21 protein-coding genes are annotated in these 25,753 nt (G+C 68.9%); 17 read left to right on the plus strand and 4 right to left on the minus strand.

Annotated elements, in window-relative coordinates:
* Positions 1-85 precede the first annotated feature (85 nt).
* The 9 genes from uvrC (at position 86) to A5701_RS11825 (ending at position 11,706) form a co-directional block, all read left to right on the plus strand.
* Entirely contained in the window at positions 86-2,041 is a 1,956-nt protein-coding gene (uvrC, locus tag A5701_RS11785; RefSeq protein ID WP_067752976.1) for an excinuclease ABC subunit UvrC, read from the plus strand.
* Positions 2,038-2,955, plus strand: a complete 918-nt coding sequence (gene rapZ / locus A5701_RS11790; protein ID WP_067752979.1) for an RNase adapter RapZ — start codon at positions 2,038-2,040, stop codon at positions 2,953-2,955. The genes uvrC and rapZ overlap by 4 nt, the downstream gene beginning before the upstream one ends.
* Entirely contained in the window at positions 2,952-4,028 is a 1,077-nt protein-coding gene (gene yvcK / locus A5701_RS11795; RefSeq protein WP_067752982.1) for a uridine diphosphate-N-acetylglucosamine-binding protein YvcK, read from the plus strand. The genes rapZ and yvcK overlap by 4 nt, the downstream gene beginning before the upstream one ends.
* The gene (gene whiA, locus A5701_RS11800) at positions 4,025-5,002 is read left to right on the plus strand and encodes a DNA-binding protein WhiA (RefSeq protein ID WP_139272911.1); all 978 of its coding nucleotides are present in this window, start codon (positions 4,025-4,027) and stop codon (positions 5,000-5,002) included. Before yvcK ends, whiA begins: the two co-directional genes overlap by 4 nt.
* Positions 5,003-5,859: 857 nt before the next feature.
* Positions 5,860-7,125: a PPE family protein gene (locus A5701_RS11805; RefSeq protein ID WP_067753100.1), complete on the plus strand. Its 1,266-nt coding sequence runs from the start codon at positions 5,860-5,862 to the stop codon at positions 7,123-7,125.
* Positions 7,126-7,139: 14 nt separating this feature from the next.
* Positions 7,140-8,528: a PPE family protein gene (locus tag A5701_RS11810; RefSeq protein ID WP_067752985.1), complete on the plus strand. Its 1,389-nt coding sequence runs from the start codon at positions 7,140-7,142 to the stop codon at positions 8,526-8,528.
* Positions 8,529-8,605: 77 nt separating this feature from the next.
* The gene (locus tag A5701_RS11815; protein WP_067752988.1) at positions 8,606-8,947 is read left to right on the plus strand and encodes a DUF732 domain-containing protein; all 342 of its coding nucleotides are present in this window, start codon (positions 8,606-8,608) and stop codon (positions 8,945-8,947) included.
* Positions 8,948-9,035: 88 nt separating this feature from the next.
* Complete coding sequence (locus A5701_RS11820; protein WP_156670052.1) at positions 9,036-10,043, plus strand: PPE family protein; 1,008 nt, start codon at positions 9,036-9,038, stop codon at positions 10,041-10,043.
* Positions 10,044-10,317: 274 nt separating this feature from the next.
* Positions 10,318-11,706 carry a wax ester/triacylglycerol synthase family O-acyltransferase gene (locus tag A5701_RS11825; RefSeq protein WP_067752991.1) on the plus strand — a complete coding sequence of 463 codons (1,389 nt, stop codon included), beginning with the start codon at positions 10,318-10,320 and terminating at the stop codon, positions 11,704-11,706.
* Positions 11,707-11,770: 64 nt separating this feature from the next.
* On the opposite strand, the gene A5701_RS11830 is transcribed toward A5701_RS11825, so the two are convergent.
* The 4 genes from A5701_RS11830 to A5701_RS11845 all read right to left on the minus strand — a co-directional run bounded on the left by A5701_RS11830 (position 11,771) and on the right by A5701_RS11845 (position 16,408).
* Entirely contained in the window at positions 11,771-12,622 is an 852-nt protein-coding gene (locus A5701_RS11830; protein WP_067752994.1) for a hypothetical protein, read from the minus strand.
* A 151-nt stretch (positions 12,623-12,773) separates the two neighbouring features.
* Complete coding sequence (locus A5701_RS11835; protein WP_067752996.1) at positions 12,774-14,036, minus strand: alpha/beta hydrolase; 1,263 nt, start codon at positions 14,034-14,036, stop codon at positions 12,774-12,776.
* Positions 14,036-15,643 (minus strand): acyl-CoA ligase FadD12, encoded by a 1,608-nt coding sequence (fadD12, locus tag A5701_RS11840; protein ID WP_082954979.1) that lies wholly within the window; start codon positions 15,641-15,643, stop codon positions 14,036-14,038. The genes A5701_RS11835 and fadD12 overlap by 1 nt, the downstream gene beginning before the upstream one ends.
* A 24-nt stretch (positions 15,644-15,667) precedes the next feature.
* Positions 15,668-16,408 (minus strand): lysophospholipid acyltransferase family protein, encoded by a 741-nt coding sequence (locus A5701_RS11845; RefSeq protein ID WP_156670056.1) that lies wholly within the window; start codon positions 16,406-16,408, stop codon positions 15,668-15,670.
* 380 nt (positions 16,409-16,788) lie between these two features.
* Here A5701_RS11845 and A5701_RS11850 point away from each other — a divergent pair, with 380 nt between their 5' ends.
* The 8 genes from A5701_RS11850 to A5701_RS11885 all read left to right on the plus strand — a co-directional run bounded on the left by A5701_RS11850 (position 16,789) and on the right by A5701_RS11885 (position 25,715).
* Positions 16,789-17,115: a hypothetical protein gene (locus tag A5701_RS11850; protein ID WP_231969371.1), complete on the plus strand. Its 327-nt coding sequence runs from the start codon at positions 16,789-16,791 to the stop codon at positions 17,113-17,115.
* Between the two features lie 141 nt (positions 17,116-17,256).
* Positions 17,257-19,020 carry a DUF3556 domain-containing protein gene (locus tag A5701_RS11855; RefSeq protein WP_067753006.1) on the plus strand — a complete coding sequence of 588 codons (1,764 nt, stop codon included), beginning with the start codon at positions 17,257-17,259 and terminating at the stop codon, positions 19,018-19,020.
* Positions 19,017-20,444 carry an NAD(P)/FAD-dependent oxidoreductase gene (locus A5701_RS11860; protein ID WP_067753009.1) on the plus strand — a complete coding sequence of 476 codons (1,428 nt, stop codon included), beginning with the start codon at positions 19,017-19,019 and terminating at the stop codon, positions 20,442-20,444. The genes A5701_RS11855 and A5701_RS11860 overlap by 4 nt, the downstream gene beginning before the upstream one ends.
* A 110-nt stretch (positions 20,445-20,554) precedes the next feature.
* Complete coding sequence (gap, locus tag A5701_RS11865) at positions 20,555-21,574, plus strand: type I glyceraldehyde-3-phosphate dehydrogenase (protein ID WP_067753012.1); 1,020 nt, start codon at positions 20,555-20,557, stop codon at positions 21,572-21,574.
* Between the two features lie 5 nt (positions 21,575-21,579).
* Complete coding sequence (gene pgk / locus A5701_RS11870; RefSeq protein WP_067753015.1) at positions 21,580-22,818, plus strand: phosphoglycerate kinase; 1,239 nt, start codon at positions 21,580-21,582, stop codon at positions 22,816-22,818.
* Positions 22,815-23,600 (plus strand): triose-phosphate isomerase, encoded by a 786-nt coding sequence (gene tpiA, locus A5701_RS11875; protein ID WP_067753018.1) that lies wholly within the window; start codon positions 22,815-22,817, stop codon positions 23,598-23,600. The genes pgk and tpiA overlap by 4 nt, the downstream gene beginning before the upstream one ends.
* Positions 23,601-23,703: 103 nt before the next feature.
* Complete coding sequence (locus tag A5701_RS11880; RefSeq protein WP_067753020.1) at positions 23,704-24,270, plus strand: PadR family transcriptional regulator; 567 nt, start codon at positions 23,704-23,706, stop codon at positions 24,268-24,270.
* Positions 24,267-25,715 carry an MFS transporter gene (locus A5701_RS11885; protein WP_067753031.1) on the plus strand — a complete coding sequence of 483 codons (1,449 nt, stop codon included), beginning with the start codon at positions 24,267-24,269 and terminating at the stop codon, positions 25,713-25,715. Before A5701_RS11880 ends, A5701_RS11885 begins: the two co-directional genes overlap by 4 nt.
* The last annotated feature ends 38 nt before the right edge of the window (positions 25,716-25,753 follow it).

Consider the following 25,753-nt stretch of genomic DNA (forward strand, 5'->3'; position numbering starts at 1 on the left):
GCCCGAACCGGGGGCGGCGTTTTCGCCGCGTCGAGCCGTGCTCCCGCGGCGCCGGCGTGTCCCGGGCGGCTACTAGCCTGGATGAGTGCCAGATCCCGCCACGTACCGTCCCCCGCCCGGGTCGATCCCGGTCGAGCCGGGCGTCTACCGATTCCGGGACGCGCACGGGCGAGTCATCTACGTCGGGAAGGCCAAGAGCCTGCGCAGCAGGCTGACGTCCTATTTCGCCGACATCGCAAGCCTGCATCCGCGCACCCGGCAGATGGTGACCACCGCCGCCAAGGTCGAGTGGACCGTGGTCAACACCGAAGTCGAGGCGTTGCAGCTCGAATACAACTGGATCAAAGAGTTCGACCCCCGCTTCAACGTCCGCTACCGCGACGACAAGTCGTACCCGGTGCTGGCCGTCACCCTCAACGAGGAATTTCCGCGGCTGATGGTCTATCGCGGTCCGCGCCGCAAGGGGGTCCGCTATTTCGGGCCCTACTCCCACGCCTGGGCGATCCGGGAGACGCTGGACCTGCTCACCCGCGTTTTCCCGGCCCGCACATGCTCGGCCGGTGTGTTCAAGCGGCACAAGCAGATCGACCGTCCGTGCCTGCTCGGCTACATCGACAAATGCTCGGCGCCCTGTATCGGGCGGGTCAGCGCCGAGCAGCACCGCCAGATCGTGGACGACTTCTGCGACTTCCTGTCCGGCAAGACCGACCGCTTCGCCCGCGAGCTGGAACAGCGGATGCAGGCCGCATCCGACGAACTCGACTTCGAGCGCGCCGCGCGGCTGCGGGACGACCTGGGGGCGCTCAAGCGCGCGATGGAGAAGCAGGCGGTGGTGCTCGGTGACGGCACCGACGCCGACGTCGTCGCCTTCGCCGACGACGAGTTGGAGGCCGCGGTTCAGGTGTTTCACGTCCGCGGCGGCCGGGTGCGCGGCCAGCGCGGCTGGATCGTCGAAAAGTCCGCGGAGGCCGGTGATTCCGGCGAGGAGCAGTTGGTGGAGCAGTTCCTGACGCAGTTCTACGGGGAGCAGGCCGAACTGGGTGGCCACGACAACCAAGGGGCCGACGAAGCCGCCAACCCGGTGCCGCGCGAGGTGCTGGTGCCCTGCCTGCCGTCCAACTCCGATGAACTGGCCAGCTGGCTCTCCGGCCTGCGTGGCTCCCGGGTCGTGCTGCGGGTGCCGCGCCGTGGTGACAAACGGGCGCTGGCCGAGACGGTGCAACGCAACGCCAAAGAGGCTCTGCAACAACACAAGCTGAGGCGCGCTGGCGACTTCAACGCCAGATCTGCTGCGCTGCAGAACATTCAGGAGGCGCTGGGGCTGGCCGACGCGCCGCTGCGCATCGAATGCGTCGACATCAGCCACGTGCAGGGCACCGACGTGGTGGGCTCGTTGGTGGTGTTCGAGGACGGCCTGCCACGCAAGTCGGACTACCGCCACTTCGGGATCCGGGAGGCCGCCGGGCAGGGACGCTCCGACGACGTCGCCTCGATCGCCGAGGTGACCCGCCGCCGGTTCGCGCGACACCTCAGCGAACAGAACGACCCGAATATGCTTTCCCCCGAAGGGAAGTCGCGCCGATTCGCCTATCCGCCCAACCTCTACGTCGTCGACGGTGGCGCGCCGCAGGTCAACGCGGCCAGCGCCGTGCTCGAAGACCTCGGCATCACCGATGTCGCGGTGATCGGCCTGGCCAAGCGCCTGGAAGAGATATGGGTGCCCTCCGAGCCGGACCCCGTCATCATGCCGCGCAACAGCGAAGGGCTTTATCTGCTGCAACGAATTCGCGACGAGGCGCATCGGTTCGCCATCACCTACCATCGCAGCAAGCGATCTAAGCGAATGACCGCCTCAGCGCTGGATTCGGTGCCAGGATTGGGGGAACATCGCCGCAAGGCGCTGGTAACCCATTTCGGATCCATAGCCCGCCTCAAGGAGGCCACCGTCGACCAGATCACGGCCGTTCCCGGAATCGGTGTGGCCACCGCCACCGCCGTTCTGGAGGCGCTGCGACCGGAGCAGCCCGGAGAAGCCGAATGACGGGTGAAGTGGCCGAGGGCCACCCGGTGGAGGCCCGCCCCGAAGGCGGGGCCGGCATCGACGTCGTTCTGGTGACCGGATTGTCGGGCGCCGGGCGGGGTACCGCGGCCAAGGTGCTCGAGGACCTGGGCTGGTACGTGGCCGACAACCTGCCGCCCCAGCTGATCACGCGGATGGTGGACTTCGGCATGGACGCAGGATCTCGGATCACCCGGTTGGCGGTGGTGATGGACGTGCGGTCGCGCGGCTTCACCGGCGACCTCGACGAGGTGCGCAACGAGTTGGCCACCCGCAACATCACCCCGCGCGTGGTGTTCATGGAGGCCTCCGACGACATGCTGGTGCGCCGCTACGAGCAGAACCGCCGCAGCCACCCGTTGCAGGGCGAGGCGACCCTGGCGGAGGGCATCGCCGCCGAGCGCCGGATGCTGGCCCAGGTGCGCGCCACGGCCGATCTGATCATCGACACGTCGACCCTGTCCGTGCGCGGGTTGCGGGAGAGCATCGAGCGCGCGTTCGGCGGCGACGCCGGCACGTCGATCAGCGTCACCGTCGAATCGTTTGGCTTCAAGTACGGCCTGCCGATGGACGCCGACATGGTGATGGACGTACGTTTCCTGCCCAACCCGCACTGGGTCGACGAGCTGCGCCCGCTCACCGGGCAGGACCCCGCGGTGAGCGAGTACGTTTTGAGTCAGCCCGGGGCCGCGGACTTCCTCGACGCCTACCACCGGTTGCTGTCCCTGGTCGTTGACGGCTACCGCCGGGAGGGCAAGCGCTACATGACGGTGGCGATCGGCTGCACCGGCGGCAAGCATCGCAGTGTCGCGATCGCCGAGGCGCTGATGGGGCTGCTGAAGGCCAATCCTCAACTGTCGGTGCGGGTGCTGCACCGGGATCTGGGCCGCGAATGAGCGGGCCGACGAATCACGGCATCGTCGCCCTGGGCGGCGGCCACGGCCTGTACGCGACGCTGTCCGCGGCCCGCCGGCTCACCCCACACGTGACCGCCGTGGTGACCGTCGCGGACGACGGCGGTTCGTCGGGGCGGCTGCGTAGCGAATTGGATGTGGTGCCACCGGGCGACCTGCGAATGGCGTTGGCGGCCCTGGCATCTGACAGCCCCCACGGGCGGCTGTGGGCGACCATCCTGCAACACCGATTCGGCGGCAACGGGGCGTTGGCCGGGCACCCGATCGGCAACCTGCTGCTCGCCGGGCTGTCCGAGGTGCTGGCCGATCCGGTGGCCGCCCTCGACGAGCTCGGCCGCATCCTGGGCGTCAAGGGCCGCGTCCTGCCGATGTGCCCGATCGCGTTGCAGATCGAGGCCGACGTCTCCGGCCTGGAGACCGATCCGCGGATGTTCCGGCTCATTCGCGGCCAGGTGGCGATCGCCACCACCCCGGGCAAGGTGCGCCGGGTGCGGCTGCTCCCGTCCGACCCGCCGGCGACCCGGCAGGCCGTCGACGCCATCATGGCCGCCGACCTGGTGGTGCTGGGTCCCGGCTCGTGGTTCACCAGCGTGATCCCGCATGTCCTGGTGCCGGGCCTGGCTGCGGCGCTGCGGGCGACCACGGCCCGTCGGGCGCTGGTGCTCAATCTGGTGGCCGAGCCGGGGGAGACGGCGGGCTTCTCCGTCGAACGTCATCTGCACGTGTTGGCCCAGCACGCACCGGGGTTCACCGTGCACGACATCATCATCGACGCCGAACGGGTGCCCGGCGAGCGGGAGCGGGAGCACCTGCGCCGCACCGCGATGCTGCTTCAAGCCGAGGTCCACTTCGCCGATGTGGCCAGACCTGGTACACCTTTACATGATCCGGGCAAACTCGCGGCGGCCCTGGACGGGGTCCGGACGGCCCACAAGGCTCCGGGAGCGCCTCCGGTCACGGCCACCGCGGATATTCGGGTCGACAGTGCAAGTCCACAGACCGGTGGGAGTGGACCGGCTGGCAGCGGACCAAGGGGTGACGACGCGTGGCGATGACGACCGAAGTCAAGGACGAGCTCAGCCGCCTGGTCGTGAAGTCGGTCAGCGCGCGCCGGGCGGAGGTCACGTCGCTGCTCAGGTTCGCCGGCGGGTTGCACATCGTCGGCGGTCGCGTGGTGGTGGAGGCCGAGGTGGACCTCGGCAACGTCGCGCGCCGGCTACGCAAGGACATCTTCGAGCTCTACGGCTACAACGCCGTCGTGCATGTGTTGTCGGCCAGCGGGATTCGCAAGACCACCCGCTACGTGCTGCGGGTGGCCAACGACGGTGAGGCGCTGGCCCGCCAGACCGGACTGCTCGACAACCGCGGCCGGCCGGTGCGCGGTCTGCCCGCCCAAGTCGTGGGCGGCAGCGTCGCCGACGCCGAAGCCGCCTGGCGCGGGGCCTTCCTGGCGCACGGTTCGCTGACCGAGCCGGGACGGTCGTCGGCCCTGGAGGTCAGCTGCCCCGGCCCGGAGGCCGCCCTGGCGCTGGTGGGCGCGGCGCGCCGGCTCGGGGTCAGCGCGAAGGCCCGCGAGGTCCGCGGCGCCGACCGGGTGGTGGTGCGTGACGGCGAGGCGATCGGCGCGTTGCTGACCCGGATGGGCGCCCAGGACACCCGGCTCATCTGGGAGGAGCGCCGGATGCGCCGCGAGGTGCGTGCGACGGCCAACCGCCTCGCCAACTTCGACGACGCCAACCTGCGCCGCTCGGCCCGGGCCGCGGTCGCGGCGGCCGCCCGGGTGGAACGCGCACTCGAGATCCTCGGCGACACGGTCCCCGACCACCTGGCCTCGGCCGGCAAGCTGCGGGTCGAGCACCGGCAGGCGTCGCTGGAGGAGCTCGGCCGGCTCGCCGATCCGCCGATGACGAAAGACGCTGTGGCGGGCCGAATTCGGCGATTGCTGTCGATGGCCGACCGCAAGGCGAAGATCGAGGGCATCCCGGACACCGAATCGGCGGTCACGCCCGATCTGCTGGAAGACGCTTGACCCGGACAGCGGCTTGTAGCGGGGGCGCGACGCTGAGCTAACCGCCGCCCTGTCCCTGGCAAATCCCGTTCGAGCGCATGAGTGATCACGCCGGCAATGCTTGCCCCGCGTGATTGGTGCCAAACAATCCGGGACTGGCAGCGCTGATCTACATTCCACATTCAATTCACATAGATCATGTAATTCATAAATTCGCTCTTTGGTGACATGCAATCCCATTTCGGGCGCTTAGGCGGCTGACTGCGGCACGCCCGCTCCGCTGTTACGCAAGCCGGTGACTGGCGAATTCATACAACGCACATATCTTCTCTGAAGATCATATGAGTTTCGGACGTGTCGGTCTTCGGTGAGTCACGCGGGCGCAGGTAACCCGTGCCACGGCGAATCCGTTGGGGCCAGACGCAACTCATGGCCAGGTACTGCTCCGTCGCCCCGTCCCGTGGAGGCGTCCGGCAGCGGTCTCATTTCGCCGTGATCGCAATTTATGCTCGTGAGATTTTTATTCATCCGCCGGCGCTTCCCGGGCTTCCCACTCGCATTTTCACCAAGTATTCATGCGGTCGCCTTGTCCGATTCGCGCGAGGTAGGGAGGTTTATCGCCGTTTTGCGTGCCGGGCCCACTCAGAAGCGGTCGTCCACCCCGGGCGCTGCGACGGTGCCGAACCGGGCGAGTCGGGCGGAAGGCATTTCGGCCGCGGCTGGCTAGTGTCCTGTCTGCAAGGAATCGCCCGCTCGCCAGCAAATTCTCTTATCCCGTTTCGGCGGCGGCACGAAGGGCTCGATTGGCGGCGTTCGGCTGGTCGGCGGACGCAAGCACAGGGCCGGCGGTGGCGACACTGCCGGAGGCGGAGGATGGCATGGATTTCGGGGCGTTACCGCCGGAGATCAACTCCGGCAGGGTCTATTCAGGGCCGGGGCCGGCGCCGCTGCTGGCGGCGGCGGCTTCCTGGGACGGTTTGGCGGCCGAATTACGTTCGGCAGCAGGGTCTTACGGTTCCACGATCTCGGAGCTGAGAGCCCTCTGGCGCGGGCCCGCGTCGACGACGATGGCGACCGCGGCGACGACCTACATCGCGTGGCTAGACGGTACCGCCGTGCAGGCCGAGCAGACCGCCGTGCAGGCCAAGGCGGCCGCGGCCGCCTACGAAGCCGTCTTCGCGGCCACCGTCCCGGCCCCGGTGGTCGCGGCCAACCGGGCCTTGCTGGCCTCGCTGATCGCGACCAACATCCTGGGTCAAAACACCCCGGCGATCGCGGCCACCGAGGCGCAGTACGCCGAGATGTGGGCGCAGGACGCGGGCGCCATGTATGCCTATGCCGCCTCGTCGGCGGCGGCGGCGCAACTGACACCGTTCGCGGCGCCGGCGCCGACCACCGACGGCAGCGCGGAGGCCGACCAGTCGGCCGCGGTGGCCTCCGCGCTCGGGTCGTCGAGCGCCTCGAGGGTGGAATCTGCGCTCTCGGAGGCGGTTTCGCAGGCGCCGGCCGGGCTGCAAAGCCTCGCGGTGAGCGCGGACGCGGTGACGACGCCGGCGGCCGCCCTGCCGTTGGGCCTGGCGGACATCACCGGGATCCTGAAGACCTTCAACAGCATCATGGGCACGATCTCCGGCCCGTACACCCCGCTCGGGGTGGCCAACCTCGCGAAGAACTGGTACCAGATCGCCCTCAGCATCCCGAGCGTGGGGACGGGCATCCAAGGTATCGGGCCGCTATTGCACCCCAAAGCGCTCACCGGGGTCCTTGCGCCGCTGCTGCGCAGCGACCTGCTGACCGGCGCGGCCGCGTTGTCGAGTGCGAGTCCGGTTTCGGCCGCGACGGGTCAGGCCGGGCTGGTCGGGTCGTTGTCGGTGCCGGCTAATTGGGCGTCTGCCGTTCCCGCGATCCGCGCGGTGGCGGCCGAGCTGCCGGAGACGATCGTGGAAGCTGCTCCCGCGATGGCCGTGAACGGCCAACAAGGGATGTTCGGCCCGGCTGCCCTGTCAAGTCTGGCCGGACGTGCCATGGGGGACACCGCGACTCGCGCGGTCGCCGGGTCGACCGTTCGCGTGCCGGGTGCCGTCGCCGTCGACGACATCGCGACCACGTCCACCGTCATCGTGATCCCGCCGAACGCCAAATAAGAAAGGGTGCGGCAATGGTCTTCAGCGATTTCGCAACGCTGCCACCGGAGGTGATCTCCACCCAGATCTATGCGGGCCCGGGCGCCGGGCCGCTGCTGGCCGCCGCCGCGGCCTGGGACACGCTGGCCGCCGAGTTGCACTCCACCGCCGCCTCTTACGGCACGGTGATCTCGGACCTCGTCGGCGAGGCCTGGCAGGGTCCGTCGTCGGAGTCGATGGCCGCGGCGGTAGCACCGTATCTCGCGTGGATCTCGACCACCGCGGGCCAAGCCGAGCAGACCGGCGCCCAGGCCCGCGCCGCGGCCGCCGCCTACGAAGCCGCCTTGGCCGCGACCGTGCCGCCGCAGCTCGTCGCGGCGAACCGCATCGCGTTGGCCGAACTGTTGCAGACGAACCTACTGGGGCAGAACGACGCGGCGATCGCGGCGATCGAAGACGAGTACGGCCAGATGTGGGCCCAGGATGTCGCCGCCATGTTCAGCTACGCCGGCGCGTCGGAATCGGCCGGTGAGCTGACCGCTTTCGAGGGGGCGCCGGCCACCACCAACGACGGCGGGCCGGCGGCCCAGGCGGCCGCCACGGCCGCGTCAGAGCCCACGTCGTTGTCGTCCTGGCTGAAGCAGATAGAGGACTACCTCACCTCGCTCACCGGCCAATACACCAAGTTCTGGCAGCAGCTGATCGGGGGAGTCACGGGGAGCCCGGACGTCGCACCCCTGTGGGAAACGTTGTATTCCAGCATTTCCCAGATCGGCACCCAGGCAACGTGGACCAACGTCACCAACGCCAGCATCGGCCTGGGCGTGTCGCAGTGGAAGAACTTCTTCATCTACGCGCCGTGGAGCGCCGCGATGTCGAAAACCTCGCTGGGCGCCGGTCTGGCGTCGCCGGGCCACGTCGCCGCCGGGGTCGCGGCCAAACCGGTGTCGGCGGTGCTGGGCAACGCGCCGACGGTGGGGAAGCTTTCGGTGCCGCCCGGCTGGGCGACCGCCGCCCCGGCGGTCCGGCTGGCGGCTCTGCCCGGCACCAGCGTGGCCGCGGCCGCGGCGGCGGATGTCCCCGCCGCGGCCGCGGCGGCGGATGTCCCCGGCCTGGTCAACGAGGCGACGCTGGGCAGCCTGGCCGGTGGCGCGCTGGGCGGCCCGGCGGCGCGCGTGGTCAGTTCAACCGGCATCCAGCAGCCCCGCGTCGGCACCGGCGAGCGGCGCACCCCACCGGTCAAGCTCGACCGCATCATCGCCCAGCTCCAGGAGATGCCCGACCAGGTGCAGCACTGGAACGTCGACGAGGCCGGGCTCGATGACCTGGTCGCCAAACTCAGAACGACGCCGGGCGTGCACGCCGTGCACGTGACGGACGGCGCGGAGGTCGCGGTCGGCGGCGCCGAAGCCAAGTCGGGATAGTTGGGGCGCAACGGGTTTCGCGTCGTGATCGCGGGCCGGGCCGGGCCATAGCGGGCAATCCGCACGAAGGAGGACTGATGAGACTGTTGTTAGCGCTTCTCGGTGTGTCGCTGGGCATCGTTGCCGCGGCGCCCGCGCACGCCATCCCCGGGGAGGACGAAGCGGCGACCGACGAGAACAACGAGGTCTTCATCGCCGACCTGCACAGGGTGGGGATCAGTTTCGCGGACCCCGATCAAGCCGTCGCCGCCGGAAAGGCGGTGTGCGGCCTGATCTCTCGTGGCGTGTCCGGCCTTCAGCTGCTCAATGACCTGCGGGACAACAATCCCGCGCTGACGACCAACGGTGCCGCCCAGTTCGCGACGATATCAGCGAAGTCGTTCTGCCCGCGACAACTCGACGCTTCCGCGAAGAGCTAGGCGGTGCCTGAAACGCCAAGTAGCCAACGCCGCGGTATGAGTCGCGGTCGATAAGCACTCACGTTCCCCCGTCGCAGAGAAAAACCCGATGTCGCAACACAAGTCGCCAGCCATTCAGCTGGAGCCGGTGCTGGATTCCGGTGCCCTGCCGCCGGAAGCCATTTCCGGTCGAATGCATTCGGGGCCCGGCGCCGAATCGATGATGGAAGCCGCCAGGGCGTGGGAAGTGCTCGCTGCTCAACTCGGTGAGATGGCAGAGAAATACCGGGCGGTGATCTCCGAGCTGGGTGTGGCGGAACAGAACGCTTCGGTGAGGGCGATAACTCAAGCCCTCGCCGCCCACGCGGCGTGGCTCGACGCCACCGCTGCCCAGGCCCGGCAGACGGCCACCCAGGCCGGGGCGGCCGCAAGCGCTTACGGTCTGACCCGTGCGGCGGCAGCGGCGCCTGGTGCGATCATCGCCAACCGGCTGCGGCGGATCTGGCTGGCCGCGGCGAACTGCCTAGGCCAGCTGAGTCCGGCCATCGCCGACGCCGACGCCGACTACGACCGGATGTGGGCCCAAGACACCGCCGCTCTGGTTGCCTACGCCCGCGCCTCGGCGGCCATCACGCTTACACCATTCAGTTCGCCTTGCGCTCGTCTGAGCGAGACGACGCGCCACGCTGCGGCGGTCACCGAGCCGTCCCGTCGATGGCGCCTGACGGTGGCGCCGGAGGTCATATCGACTGGGGCGCAGGTGATCTCGACCATCTCCGAAGCGCTCGATGCGCTGGCCTCCTCGCCGCTGGCCTCCTTCGACGTGGCCCTGCTGCCGAAAACGGCGGCCCTGTCCAGGTTGAGTTCACTGTCGGCGCCGCTGGACGTCGCGCTCAACCACCTGAGTTCCCTCAACAAGGCCGCCGCGCTGGATAGGGCCTCGGCCGTGCGGTCCCGGTGGGTTACCGCGTCCGGCGCGGACGACGCCGCGACGCGTGTGAGCGTCGGTAACCGCGCAGCGGTGGGGGCCTTGTCGGTCCCCAGGGCGTGGACTCGGTCGATGCCAAGCCCCCCATGGCCGAGTCCGCAAGCGAGTCCCGTCGATCGAAGCCAGTGAGCCATCCGCGGCCGACGAGTTGCGGCGCAAGGGTTCCCGTCATTCGCCGCCGCTGTGCGCGCGACGCATGACGTCAACCGCGGACCTCGCGTGCCGGCGGTGCCCGCCGGCGTCCGTCGGCACCTTTGCGCGGCGGGCTCCTCGGGACCGGTCCCGAACGGCGCAGGCGGTCGCAACGACCTGGCGACCGGGCGGATGCGCGCCCGGCTCAGCCTGCGGGTAGTTTGTTTGCCATTGCTGGTCGCGACGGGGGTCGGGGGGCTACGGTCGGGGGATGAAACGGCTCTCGAGTGTTGATGCGGCGTTCTGGTCAGCCGAGACTGCGGGCTGGCACATGCATGTGGGCGCGCTCGCGATCTGCGACCCGAAGGACGCACCGGAGTACAACTTCCAGCGGCTGCGCGAACTGATCATCGAACGGCTGCCGGAGCTGCCGCAGCTGCGGTGGCGGGTCACCGGGGCGCCGCTCGGGCTGGACCGGCCGTGGTTCGTCGAGGACGAGGACCTGGACCCCGACTTCCACATCCGCCGCATCGCCGTCCCAGCGCCCGGCGGCCGGCGCGAGCTCGAGGAGCTGGTCGGCCGGTTGATGTCCTACAAGCTGGATCGTGCGCGGCCGCTGTGGGAGATGTGGGTGATCGAGGGGGTCGAGGGTGGCCGGATCGCTTCGCTGACCAAGATGCACCACGCCATCGTCGATGGCGTCTCGGGAGCCGGGCTGGGCGAAATTCTCTTGGACATCACCCCGGAACCTCGACCACCGCAACAGGAAACGGTGGGATCCCTGGTCGGCAACCGGATTCCGGGCATAGAGCGGCGGGCGGTGGGCGCGCTCATCAACGTCGGCGTCAAGACGCCCTTCCGCATCGCCCGACTGGTGGAGCAGACGGTGCGCCAGCAGATCGCCGCGCTCGGTGTGAGCGGCAGGCCCCCGCGCTATTTCGAAGCGCCCAAGACCCGGTTCAACGCGCCCGTGTCGCCGCACCGCCGGATCACCGGCTGCCGCGTGGAGCTGGCCCGGGCCAAGGCCGTCAAGGATGCCTATGGCGTCAAGCTCAACGACGTCGTGCTGGCGCTGGTGGCCGGTGCCGCCCGCGAGTACCTGCAGAAGCGGGGCGAGCTGCCCGCCAAACCGCTGATCGCCCAGATCCCCGTCTCCACCCGGACCGACGAGAACAAGGACGACGTCGGCAACCAGGTGAGCTCGATGACCGTGTCGCTGGCCACCGACGTCGAGGACCCCGCCGAGCGGCTCCGGGCCATCCACGAGAGCACCCAGAACGCCAAGCTGATGGCCAAGGCGTTGTCGGCGCACCAGATCATGGGGCTGACCGAGACCACCCCGCCGGGGCTGCTGCAGTTGGCCGCCCGCGCCTACACGGCTAGCGGGCTGTCGCGAAACCTGGCCCCCATCAACCTGGTTGTGTCCAACGTGCCGGGCCCACCGTTCCCGCTGTACATGGCCGGCGCCAAACTGGATTCGCTGGTGCCGCTGGGGCCGCCCGTCATGGACGTCGCCCTGAACATCACCTGCTTCTCCTACACCGACTACCTGGACTTCGGCTTCGTGACGACGCCCGAGGTCGCCAACGACATCGACGACATGGCCGACCGCATCGAGCCGGCGCTCACCGAACTGGAGAAGGCCGCCACCCGGGAGTGAGCCGGAAACCATCGAACGTGCCTTTCGCCGAGCGTCACGCTAGCGTGTCCGCCGCAAGCGACTATCACGCTAGCGTGACCGCGCGCCTGGCCAACGCGGCTCGTACCCGCCCGACGATGTCCGTGGGACGATCACCGACCACCACTCGAACGACGATCCAGCCCAGGCGCTCGAGCGTTTCGCGCCGCCTGATGTCCCACGTGTATTGCCAGCGATCCCGACGATGTTGCTCACCGTCGTACTCGGCTGCGACTTTGAAATCCTCCCACCCCATATCGAGGTAGTACGTTAGGTCGCCGAACTCGTCACTGACCGGGATCTGGGTTTGCGGTCGGGGCAGCCCCGCTTGGATCAGCAACAGTCGCACCCACGTTTCCTTCGGGGACTGCGCGCCGGCGTCAGCGAGACTGATCGCATTGCGCGCCGACCGAATGCCGGGTCGCCCCGCGTATCGCTCAGCGAGCAACTCGATCTCAGCCTCCTTGCAGTTCGTTGCGCGAAGCAGGTCGTCGATCGCGGCCACAGCGTCGTTCGTCGGATGCCAGCATCCCAGATCGACGGCGGTACGGGCCGGCGTGGTCACGGGAACACCGTCGAACAGCGTGATTTCGTCGTCTTCTAGGGGACCACCGTGAACCCGTAGTCCGGGCAATGGGTTTCTGTTGCTATGGAGGATCTCAATCGGTGCCGTGGCGTCGACCCACTGGGCACCATGAACGGCGGCAGCCGACAGGCCCGCGACAACGCCCCGCCGACGCGACCACAGCCATGCCGCGCGGGCTCGGATCAGAGGGGTGAGTTCGGCGCGAGGGTCGACATAGACGTCGCGAAACAACTTCCGGTAGTGAGTGCGCAAAGCGCTCTTGACGACATCTCCATTCGAGACTGCCTCACTGCCGATGAAAGGCTCCGCCATCGCGGCAGCGTCGCACAAACCGCAACGAACGTCAGGTCAGTAGGGCCCGGCTATCCACAATCGGCCACGCCAGCGTGACCCTCGCGCCCCTGAGCCACGCTGGCGTGACGCTGGGCGGAGGGGGCGTGACGCTGGGGGCGCCAGCCCCGGCCTAGTCGCGCTCGGGCGGGTTCGTCGCGTACACCCAGGACAGGAACCGGGCGACAGCCTCCGCGGACCGATGCGCCCGCGGGGAACTGAAAATGTCGAAAGCGTGTTGCGCGTTGGGCAATTCGGCGTAGGCGACCGGCGACTTCGACACCGCCCGCAGCTCCTCGATGAACTCCTGGGCCTCCCCGACGGGAATCAGCGAATCGTCGCAGCCGTGCAGGACGAAGAACGGTGGCGCGTCGGCCCGCAGCCGCCGGATCGGCGAGGCGTCGACGTAGACGTCGCGGTGCGCGTCGTATTCCCGCTTCACCACGAACTTTTCGAGCAGCGAGACGAATTCGGGTCGGCCCTCGCCCTCGGTGGAGAACCAGTCGTAGCGGCCGTAGATCGGGACGGCGGCCGCCACCGACGTGTCGGCGTCCTCGAAGCCCGGCTGGAATTGCGGGTCGTTGGGGGTCAGCGCCGCCAGCGCGCACAGGTGCCCGCCCGCCGAGCCGCCGGTGACCGCGACGAAGTCGGGATCACCGCCGTAGTCCGCGATGTTCTCCTTGACCCAGGCCAGCGCCCGTTTGACGTCGACGATGTGGTCGGGCCAGGTGTGGCGGGGGGAGACGCGGTAGCCGATGGACACGCACACCCAGCCGCGCGCGGCGAGGTGGCTCATCAGCGGGTAGGCCTGCGGCCGGCGCATCCCGATCATCCAGGCGCCGCCCGGAACTTGCAGCAGCACAGGCGCCTTCGCGTCGCGCGGCAGGTCGCGGCGGCGCCAGATGTCGGCGAGGTTGGCGCGGCCGTTGGGGCCGTAGGACACCACGTTCGTCTTCTCGACGTACCGCCGGCGCGCCACGGTGTTGCCCAGCGGCAGGCTGCGCCGCCCGCTGCGCGTGGGCTTGGCGTGTGGCAGCTTGCCCAGCGCCTCCTCGTAGTCGTGACCCAGCTGCTCGCGTAGGCCCGCCTCGAGCACCCGGCCCGGGGTGGTGACGGCGCGGTAGCGGATCACCCCGAGGATGGCCCACGACGCGGCGGTCATGGCCAGCGCCGCCTTGCCGCGCCGCCCCTCGAAATGGCCGCGCCGCGCGCGCCGCAGCGCATCCACCAGCGAGATGGTGAAGTAGACGCCCGGCACCTCCGAGGTCGGCCAGCCGAACCAGAAGACCAGCACGGTGCTGTACCCCTTGCGGGCGAGCGGCCGTAATCCGTTGGCGGCGTTGGCCAATTCCAGCGCGGCGCGGGCCAGCGGCCGGGGGCGTACCAATCGGCGCATCAGCCGTTGACCCGCGACTGCAGTTCGTTGCGCAAAATCTTGCCGGTGCTGCTGCGCGGCAGTTCGTCGACGACGGCGATTTCGCGGGGGACCTTGTAGTTGGCCAGGTTGTCCCGGACGTGTTGCTTGAGGGTCTCGGGCGTCGCCTGGGCGCCGTCGCCCAGCACGACGAATGCCGCCAGGCGCTGCCCGTACTGCTCGTCGTCGACGCCGATCACCGCGGCCTCGGCCACGTCGTCGTGCGCCGCCAGGATCTTCTCCACCTCGATCGGGTAGACGTTCTCACCGCCGGAGACGATCATCTCGTCGTCGCGGCCGACCACGAACAAGCGGCCGGCCTCGTCCAGATAGCCGACGTCGCCCGACGACATGAACCCGGCGTGAAAATCCTTGGTGGCCCCCGAGGTGTAGCCCTCGAACTGGGTGTCGTTGCGGACGTAGATCGTGCCGACCTCGCCGGTGGGCAGCTCGTTGAATTCGCTGTCCAGGATGCGGATTTCGGTCCCGCCGGCGGCCCGCCCCGCGGTGTCGGGCGCCGCGCGCAGGTCCGCCGGGGTGGCGGTGGCGATCATGCCGGCCTCGGTGGCGTTGTAATTGTTGTAGATCACGTCACCGAACTCGTCCATGAACGCGGTGACGACGTCCGGACGCATCCGTGAGCCGGACGCCGCGGCGAAGCGCAATGACTTGCAGCTGTAGCGCTTTCGAACCTCGGGCGGCAGCTCCATGATGCGGTCGAACATCACCGGAACCACCGCCAGGCCGGTCGCGTGGTGCCGGTCGATCAGGTCCAGCGTCGCCTCCGGGTCGAACTTGCGCCGGGTCACCACCGTGCACGCCATCGACGCCGCGAAGATCAACTGCGAAAAACCCCAGGCGTGGAACATCGGCGCCACGACCACGATCGTCTCCTCGGCCCGCCACGGCGTGCGGTCCAGAATGGCCTTGAGGGTGCCGATGCCGGCATTGCCACCGGTTTGGTTGGCCCCCTTGGGCGTTCCGGTCGTGCCGGAGGTCAGCAAGATCATCCTGCCCTTGCGGCCGGAGCGTTCCGGCCGCTGGCCTGCGTGATCGGTGATGAGCTTCTCGACGGTCAGGTCGTGGTCGCCGTCGGTCCAGGCCACGATGCGGGTGGCGTCCGGCTTGTCGGCCAGCGCCCGGTCCACCGTCTCGGTGAACTCCTCGTCGTAGATGACGGCGTCGACGCCCTCGCGGTTGACCACCTCGGCGAGCGCGGGGCCGGCGAAGGACGTGTTCAGCAGCACCACGTCGGAGCCGAGCCGGTTGACGGCCACCACCGACTCGACGAAGCCGCGGTGGTTGCGGCACATGATCCCGACGACCTTGGGTTGGCCCGTGGGCAGCTGCTGCAGCGCCGCGGCGAGGGCATTGATGCGCTCGTCGAGCTGGCGCCAGGTCAGCGTGCCGAGTTCGTCGATCAGGCCCGGCCGGTCCGGGCAGCGTTGCGCCGCGCTGGCGAAGCCGACGGTCATCCCCAGCCCCTCGCGGCGCATGGCCGAGGCGATCTTCAGGTAGCGGTCGGGCCGCATCGGCGCGATCATGCCGGCGCGGCGCAGCGTGGAGATGACGCCGAGGGCGTCGCTGATAGGACTCAACGGAGAAGCCACAGGTCAGCCCAGGATCGGGAAGCGTCGCTTGGCGGCCAGGTCCTTGAGGGCCTGCTGCATGACCGACCGCACGTGCTCGTCGACCTCGTCGACGTCCGGGTCCTCACCGAATTGCGCGGCGATGTCGATCGGCTCGAGCACCTGCGTGACGATTTTGGTGGGCAGGGGCAGGTTCGGCGGGATCACCGCGCTGAAGCCGAACGGGAAGCCGAACGACAGCGGCAGGATGGCGCTGCGCAGGAGGCGCTTGATGCCGAGCCGCTCGGCCAGCCAGGTGCCGCGCGACAGGTAGAGCTGGGTCTCCTGTCCTCCGATGGACACCGCGGGGACGATGGGGACGCCGGCGTCGATCGCCGTCCTGACGTATCCCTTGCGGCCGTTGAAGTCGATGACGTTCTCCGCGAGCGTGGGCCGGTATGCGTCGTAGTCTCCGCCCGGGAAGACGATCACGACCCCGCCTGACCGCAGGGCTTGGGCCGCGTTCTCCCGGTTGGCCCGGATGTATCCGGTGCGCCGGAAGAACTCCCCGGTGGGGCCGGTCATCAGGATGTCGTGGCTCAGCGTGTAGACCGGCCGGTCGTACCCGAACTTCTCGTAGAAGTGGACGGTGAAGATCGGGACGTCCATCGGGAACATGCCGCCGGAATGGTTCCCGACGACCAGCGCACCGCCGGGCGGGAAGGCGCCGAGCCCGTGCACCTCCGACCGGAAGTAGGTCTTCATGGCCGGGCGCATCACGCCCATCAGGCGCTGGGTCAACACGGGGTCGAATTTGCCGATGTCGCCGACATCGGGGTGATCGTCGTCGGTCACGTTCCTCCCTTGACGCTCCCGCGAGGCTGCCTCGGATCTGAACGAGCCGCGTCGAGTTCCTCGATGGTAGCGACCGGTGCGGGCCGGCCGTCATGGTGTTTATCTCTTTCCCTTTCCGGGGATATGGTGCCGGCGGGGTGCGGGCGTTATTGTTACGACGCCCTCAGTGAAATTTCGAGAAACGGAACCCGATGGACGTTGCCGGTTTGTCCGCAGAGCGCAGCGCCCGGGGCAGCCGCAGGGTCGGCTCCCGTGAGCATCGGGTACGTCGTGCGCACGCCGGGCTGGCCCGTCCCGAATCGAGGGGATCCGTGCCGTCGGCGCCGAGCGCCGACCGGGCTGCCGCAGACGCCCCCGACGCGGCCGACCAGCGCCAGGCCGACTACTTCGTGCGGTTGCTCTCCCAGAATCGCAGGCTCATCGAACAGCGGCTCGACGACTACCAGAAGGCGATCGCGACCGCGCAAGCCGGCGGCGACGTGGATGCCGTCTGCAACCTCCGGCGCATGGCGCGCATCGAGGAACAGGATCGGGACAATCTCGACGGCATGCTCGAGCGATTGCGAAGCCGCTTCGCCCGCCGGGCCCCAGCCGACCCGCCCGTTCAATCCCCTCGCCCGCGATCCGCTGTCCGCTAGCAATTCGCTTACCGCGCAGCGTTTTACGTCCCTCAAGCGAGCGTGGGCGGGCTGAGGCCGGCCGAATCGGCCACGCCCGCACCGCGGTGCCGATACATTTGACGGGCCAACTGGTTTCCTCCGACACCGAACGAGGCCGCCATGGGATTCATGACCCCTGACCTTCCCGACGTCGATCGCAAGACCTGGCCCACACTGCCCCGGGCCACCCGGCTGCAGGTGGTGACGCGGCACTGGGCGGAACACGGCTTCGGGACACCGTATGCCGTGTATCTGCTTTACCTGCTCAAGATCGCCCTGTACATCGCCGTCCCCGCCGCGGTCATCTCGCTGACCCCGGGCCTCGGCGGGCTCGGCCGCATCGCCGACTGGTGGACGCAGCCGATCGTCTACCAGAAGGTCATCGTCTTCACGCTGCTGTTCGAGGTGATGGGCCTGGGTTGTGGGTCCGGTCCGCTGACCGGACGGTTCATGCCGCCCATCGGCGGAATCTTGTACTGGTTGCGGCCCAACACGATTCGGCTGCCGGCGTGGCCCGGAAAGGTGCCGTTCACCGCCGGTGACAGCCGCACCGCCGTCGACGTTGCGCTGTACGCAATCGTTTTGGCCGGCGGAGTGTGGGCGCTGCTGTCGCCCGGCCACGGCGGGCCGGTCACCGCGGCCGGGGACGTCGGCCTGATCGACCCCGTCCGCGTCATCCCGACGATCGTCGCGCTGGCGGTACTGGGCCTGCGCGACAAGACCATCTTCCTGGCCGCGCGTGGCGAGCACTACTGGCTCAAGCTGTTCGTGTTCTTCTTTCCGTTCACCGATCAGATCGCGGCATACAAGCTCATCATGCTGCTGTTGTGGTGGGGCGCCGCAACATCCAAGCTCAACCACCACTTCCCGTACGTGGTGTCGGTGATGACGAGCAACAACGCGCTGCTGCGGCCCACATTGTTCAACCCGGTCAAGCACATGCTGTACCGCGACCACATCAACGATCTGCGTCCCACCTGGTTGCCGAAGATGATGGCCCACGTCGGCGGCACCACAGCCGAATTCGTGGTTCCGACGGTGCTGGTCTTCTTCGCCGGCGATCACCCGTGGCGGTGGTTCCTGATCGGATTCATGGTGATCTTTCACCTCAACATCATTTCCAACCTCCCGATGGGAGTTCCGTTGGAGTGGAACGTCTTCTTCATCTTCTCGCTCTTCTATCTGTTCGGGCACTACGCCTCGATCCGGGCCACCGATTTGCGTTCGCCGCTGCTGTGGGCCCTCGTCATCGCCGCGCTGGCATTCGTGATCGCGGGAAACATGTTCCCCAAAAAGATTTCGTTCCTGCCCGCGATGAGGTACTACGCCGGCAACTGGGCGTCCAGCGTGTGGTGCTTCCGCACCGGCGCGGAGGAAAAGATCGACGCCGAGATCGTCAAGAGCTCCGCCCTCGTCGTCAACCAGCTGGCCCGGCTTTACGACCCGGAGACCGCGGAGATCATGGCGGACAAGACCGCCGCCTTCCGGGCCATGCACCTGCACGGCCGCGCGCTCAACGCCCTGGTGCCTCGCGCGATCGACGACGAAGCCGATTACAAGATCCGCGAGGGCGAAATCGTCGCCGGGCCGCTCGTCGGCTGGAACTTCGGAGAGGGCCACCTGCACAACGAGCAGCTGCTCGAAGCCGTGCAGCGCCGTTGCCACTTCTCCGAGGGCGACGTCCGGGTGATCGTCCTCGAGGGTCAGCCCATCCACATCCAGAAGCAGTGGTACCGCATCTTCGACGCCAAGGCTGGACTGATCGAGGAAGGCTATGTCAACGTCGAGGACATGCTCACCCGCCAGCCGTGGCCCGAGCCCGGTGACGAGTTGCCCGTGCATGTGATCGGCCGCGGCGACCGCTCGCGGCGCAGCGCTCGATGACCAGAGCGGTGGTGGTCGGAGCCGGCCCCAACGGCCTGGCCGCGGCGATCCACCTCGCTCGGCACGGCATCGACGTCCAGGTGCTCGAGGCGCGCGACACCGTCGGCGGGGGAGCCCGCTCGGGCGAACTGACGAGACCCGGCGTGATCCACGACCACTGCTCGGCGTTTCACCCGCTGGGCGTCGGTTCGCCGCTGTGGAAGGAGATCGACCTGCAGCGCTACGGGCTGCGGTGGAAGTGGCCGGAGATCGACTGCGCGCACCCACTCGACGACGGCAGCGCCGGCGTGCTGCACCACTCGATCGACGAGACGGTGGCCCGCATGGGACCCGACGGCACCCGCTGGAGGCGGGCGATCGGCGACCTGGCGGCGGGATTCGACGAGCTGGCCGAGGATCTCATGGGCCCGGTGCTGGGGATCCCGCGTCACCCGCTTCGCCTGGCCGGCTTCGGGCCGCGGGCGCTGCTACCGGCCACCACCATGGCCCGCTGGTTTCGCACCGAGCAGGTGCGCGCGCTGTTCGGCGGCGCCGCCGCCCATGTCTACACCCGGCTGGACCGCCCGCTGACCGCGTCGCTCGGGCTGATGATCCTGGCCAGCGGCCACCGCTACGGCTGGCCCGTCGCCGAAGGCGGGTCCGGGTCGATCAGCCGAGCGCTCTCGGCCGCGCTGGAGGAGCACGGCGGCGCGGTGGCCACCGGCGTGACCGTCGCGAGCCGCAAGGACATCCCGGACGCCGACATCGTGATGCTCGACCTCAGCCCGGCGGCGGCCCTCGCGCTCTACGGCGATGCCATGCCGGGCCGGATCCGGCGGTCGTACCGGCGCTACCGCGAGGGCTCGTCGGCGTTCAAGGTCGACTTCGCCATCGAGGGCGACATCCCGTGGACGAACCCGGACTGCGCCCGCGCCGGCACGGTGCACCTCGGCGGCACGTTCGCCGAGACGGCGGACACCGAACGCCAACGCGCACAGGGCAAGATGGTGGACCGCCCCTTCGTGCTGCTCGGGCAGCAATACCGGGCCGACCCGTCGCGCTCGGCCGGCAACGTCAACCCCATCTGGGCGTACGCGCACGTGCCGTTCGGCTATGACGGCGACGCCACCGCCGGCGTGGTCGCCCAGATCGAGCGGTTCGCCCCCGGCTTTCGCGACCGCGTCCTGGCGACGGTCAGTAAGGGGCCCGCCGAACTGCAGGCCTACAACGCCAACTTCATCGGCGGCGACATCATCGGCGGCGCCAACGACGGGCTGCAGGTCATCTTCCGCCCGCGCATCGCCGTCGACCCCTACGCGATCGGGGTGCCCGGCGTCTACCTGTGTTCGCAGTCCGCTCCGCCGGGCGCCGGCGTCCACGGCCTCTGCGGCTATCACGCCGCCGAGTCGGCCCTGAGGTGGCTGCGCAAGACGCGCCGCGACTGACGTCACAGAGTCCGCGGGAACCGGGGGGCGACCGCGCGTGTTGCTCATCTAGGCTGACCACGAGCGCGTATTCAGCGGCTCTAGAGACATCAGAAGACAGGGAGAGATCAGTGACGGTCCGAGTAGGTATCAACGGCTTCGGTCGAATCGGACGCAACTTCTACCGGGCCCTGCTGGCTCAACAGGAGCAGGGCGGCGCCGACATCGAGGTGGTGGCGGTCAACGACCTCACCGACAACGCCAGCCTGGCGCATCTGCTCAAGTTCGACTCCATCCTGGGCCGGCTGCCCTACGACGTCAGCCTCGAAGGTGAGGACACGATCGTCGTTGGCAGCGCCAAGATCAAGGCGTTGGAGGTCAAGGAAGGCCCGGCGGCGCTGCCCTGGGGCGACCTGGGCGTCGACGTAGTGGTGGAGTCCACCGGCATCTTCACCAACGCGGCCAAGGCCAAGGGCCACCTGGACGCCGGCGCCAAGAAGGTGATCATCTCGGCGCCCGCCACCGACGAGGACATCACGATCGTCCTGGGCGTCAACGACGACAAGTACGACGGCAGCCAGAACATCATCTCCAACGCCTCGTGCACCACCAACTGTCTGGCGCCGGTCACCAAGGTGCTGCAGGACGAGTTCGGCATCGTCAAGGGCCTGATGACCACCATCCACGCCTACACGCAGGACCAGAACCTGCAGGACGGTCCGCACAAAGACCTGCGCCGGGCGCGCGCCGCGGCGCTGAACATCGTGCCGACCTCGACCGGTGCGGCCAAGGCCATCGGCCTGGTGATGCCCGAGCTGAAGGGCAAGTTGGACGGCTACGCGCTGCGGGTGCCGATCCCCACCGGCTCGGTGACCGACCTGACCGTCGAGCTGGCCAAGCCGGCTGGAGCCGACGAGATCAACGCGGTCTTCAAGGCCGCCGCCGAGGGCCGGCTGAAGGGCATCCTGAAGTACTACGACGCCCCGATTGTCTCCAGTGACATCGTCACCGACCCGCACAGCTCGATCTTCGACTCCGGGCTGACCAAGGTGATCGACAACCAGGCCAAGGTGGTGTCCTGGTACGACAACGAGTGGGGCTACTCCAACCGCCTCATCGACCTCGTCGCGCTGGTCGGCAAGTCGCTGTAGTCGTCGTGGCCGTTCCTACACTCGAAGACCTCCTGGCCGAAGGGGTTTCGGGTCGAGGCGTGCTGGTGCGCTCCGACCTGAACGTCCCGCTCGACGAAGAGGGCGCGATCACCGACCCCGGCCGGATCACCGCATCGGTGCCGACGTTGCAGGCGCTCGTCGACGCCGGGGCCAAGGTGGTGATCGCCGCGCACCTCGGTCGGCCGAAGAACGGGCCGGACCCGAAGTTGTCGCTGGCGCCGGTCGCCGCGGCGCTCGGCGAGCAGCTCGGCCGGCACGTGCAGCTCGCCGGCGATGTCGTCGGCGGTGACGCGCTGGCCCGGGCCGAGGGGCTCACGGACGGTGACGTCCTGCTGCTGGAGAACATCCGCTTCGATCCGCGCGAAACCAGCAAGGACGACGGGGAGCGACTCGCGCTCGCCCGCGAACTCGCCGAATTGGTCTCGCCCGGAGGCGCTTTCGTCTCCGACGGTTTCGGCGTGGTGCACCGCAAGCAGGCCTCGGTGTACGACGTGGCCACGCTGCTGCCGCATTACGCGGGCAAGCTGGTGGCCGAGGAGATCGCGGTCCTGGAGCAGCTGACCAGCTCCACCGAGCGGCCCTACGCCGTCGTGCTCGGCGGGTCGAAGGTGTCCGACAAGCTCGGCGTCATCGAATCGCTGGCGACCAAGGCCGACAGCATCGTGATCGGCGGCGGTATGTGCTTCACATTCCTTGCCGCACAAGGCTTTTCGGTGGGTAAGTCGCTGCTCGAAGAAGAGATGGTGGACACCTGCCGCCGGCTGCTGGACACCTACGTCGACGTGCTGCGGCTGCCGAGGGACGTCGTGGTGGCCGAGCAATTCGCCGCCGACTCGCCGCCGCAGACGGTGGCCGCCGACGCCATCGGAGACGACGTGATCGGGCTGGACATCGGGCCCGAATCGGTGAAGCGGTTCGCGGCCCTGCTGTCCAACGCCCGCACCGTCTTCTGGAACGGCCCCATGGGCGTGTTCGAGTTCCCGGCGTTCGCCACGGGCACCAGGGGCGTCGCCGAGGCCATCGCCGCGGCCACCGGCAAGGGTGCGTTCAGTGTGGTGGGCGGCGGTGACTCCGCCGCCGCGGTGCGTGCCCTGGGCATCCCCGAGGCCGACTTCTCGCACATCTCCACCGGCGGAGGCGCGTCGCTGGAATACCTTGAGGGCAAGACGCTGCCGGGCATCGAGGTGCTCGGGGAGCCGCAACCAAGTGGAGGAGACGCGTGAGCCGCAAGCCGCTGATCGCCGGCAACTGGAAGATGAATCTCAATCACTTCGAGGCGATCGCGCTGGTGCAGAAGATCGCGTTCGCGCTGCCCGACAAGTACTACGACAAGGTCGACGTCACCGTCTTGCCGCCGTTCACCGACCTGCGCAGCGTGCAGACCCTGGTCGACGGCGACAAGTTGCGGCTGACCTATGGCGGCCAGGACCTGTCCCCGCACGACTCGGGCGCCTACACCGGTGACATCAGCGGGGCCTTCCTGGCCAAGCTCGGTTGCAGCTTCGTCGTGGTCGGCCACTCCGAGCGGCGCACCTATCACAACGAGGACGACGCGCTGGTGGCCGCGAAGGCCGCCGCGGCGCTCAAGCACGAGCTGACCCCGATCGTGTGCATCGGCGAGCACCTCGAGACTCGGGAGGCGGGCGAGCACGTCAGTTACTGCGAAAACCAGCTGCGCGGCTCGCTGGCCGGGCTATCGGCCGAGCAGATCGCCAATGTGGTGATCGCCTACGAGCCGGTCTGGGCGATCGGCACCGGCCGGGTGGCCAGCTCCGCCGACGCCCAGGAGGTGTGTGCGGCGATCCGCAAAGGGTTGGCGTCCCTCGCCTCGCCAAAGATCGCCGAAAGCGTCCGGGTGCTCTACGGCGGTTCGATGAACGCCAAGAACGTCGGCGATCTCGTCGCTCAGGAGGACGTCGACGGCGGCCTGGTCGGGGGCGCCTCGCTGGACGGCGAGCAGTTCGCCACGCTGGCGGCCATCGCCGCCGGCGGGCCGCTGCCGTAGCCCCGGCCGGCGCGAACCGGCACGGGGGACCCGAACCGGGGCTGAGTTACTCGAGGAGCATTGCCCTCTAGACGTGGGCGAGTACTCGTGCGAGAGTAGTTGCGTGTCGTCGATACGGATCTTCATCCTGGCGGGGCTCGAGGAGCGTGGCCCGATGCATGGACACCAGCTCCGGCTGCTCGCCGAGGAAGAGCACGTGGCCCTGTGGACGGACATCACCGTCGGCGCCCTGTACGGGGCGATCAAACGACTGGCCGCCGAGGACCTCATCGAGGAGGTGCGCGTCGAGCGGTCCGGTGCGTATCCGCAACGGCAGATCTGGGCCATCACCGATGCCGGTCGCGAGGCGCTGGGCGGTCTGCGGCTGCGCGCGCTCCGCGAGATCGTCATCAAACCCGACCCATTCGACCTGGCGATCACCCGGTTGCAGCCCGACCATCTCGGTGACCTGCCGGTGACCATCGCGGCCCGGATCACATCGCTGAGTGCCATGCTCGCCGAGTGGGAAGCCCATGCCGCCGCCATCGACCGCTACCTCACCCTCGCCGAGAAGCTGGTCATGAAGCACAGGGCCGACCGGCTGCGCGCCGAAATCGGTTGGCATGAGGAGCTTTCCGCGGCGCTCCCCGCCATCGTCGCCGGCCGGCGCGCGGGAGGTGACGAAGCGTGACGGCGTCGATACCGAAAACCATTGGCACCGAACGCCGTAACTGGTTTGCCCTGGCGGTGCTGCTGGTCGGGGCTTTCATGGCATTGCTGGACAGCACGATCGTCAACGTTGCCCTGCCTGCCATCCGCACCAGCCTTTCGGCCTCGAACGCCACACTGTCGTGGATCGTCTCGGGCTATGCCCTGGCATTCGGTTTGGCCCTCATACCCGCCGGCCGCGTGGGGGACCGGTTCGGGCACAAATGGGTCTTCATCGCGGGCCTGTCCTTGTTCACCATGGCGAGCCTGGCGTGCGGGCTCGCGCAGGGCGAGAGCGGGCTCGTCTGCGCCCGCGCGGTGCAGGGGCTCGGCGGTGGCATCTTCTTCACCCCGATCACCGCGTTGATCCAGCTGATGTTCGCCCGGCGCAAGCGGGCGCGGGCCCTGGCGATCATGGGATCGACCATCGGCTTCTCCGTTGCGCTCGGGCCGCTGATCGGCGGGCTGATCATTCAGGCGTTCGGCGCGGACCCCGGGTGGCGGTTGGTGTTCGACGTCAACGTGCCGTTGGGCGTGCTCGCCGTCGTCGCCGCGGCCATCCTGCTTCCGGCGGGAACCGAACGTGCGGCGGCGTCGGCCGACTGGGCCGGCCTGATCCTGCTGTCCGCGGCGCTGGTCGCGTTGCTGGTCCCGTTGATCCAGGGTCAGCAAGACGGCTGGCCACTGTGGACGTACGCCTCGATGGCCGGCGCCGTCGCGCTGCTGGTGGTCTTCGCCCAGTGGGAGCGCCACGTCGAGACGAACGGGGGCAACCCGCTGGTGCCGCCGCGGCTGTTCTCGCATGCGTCCTTCACCGGCGGCGTGCTGCTCGCCCTGGTGTACTTCGCGGCGTTCACGAGCATCTTCTTCACCATCGCGCTGTTGTGGCAGGCGGGGCTGGGACACACCGCGCTGCAATCCGGCCTGGTGGTGACACCGTTTGCGATCGGGCTGGTCGGCGGCGCCTCCCAGAGCGACACCCTTGCGGCGCGCTTCGGCCGGACCGTGCTGGTGGTCGGGCTGGGGATGGTGGCCGTCGGTATCACCGCGATCTGGCTGGTGCTCGCCCTGACGCCGGGCACCGCGTACGGCGGCTGGCAACTCGCCGCCCCGCTCTTGATCGCCGGCCTGGGCAGTGGATTGTTCATCGCCCCGAACGTCGACTTCATCGTCGCCACCGTCGACGCGGCAGACGCCGGGGCGGCCAGTGGCGTGATCGGCACCGCGCAGCGGGTCGGCAGCGCGATCGGGATCGCGATCATCGGCACCGTCCTGTTCGGCACGCTGCACGTCGGCCGGGGCGGACCCGAGGCCCTGGCGGCGGCGTTCGGGCACAGCGCGACGCTGGCCATGGCCGCCAGCGCGGCCCTCAGCGTCACGGCCTTCGCGCTGGTGTTCGCGCTGCCGCGGCGCGCCTGGGACGGGTAGCCGGGCGTCGGTTACGGCCGACGGCGCGCCAACCGGTA

The sequence above is a fragment of the Mycobacterium sp. E3305 genome, from assembly GCF_001666785.1.
Lineage (GTDB): Bacteria > Actinomycetota > Actinomycetes > Mycobacteriales > Mycobacteriaceae > Mycobacterium.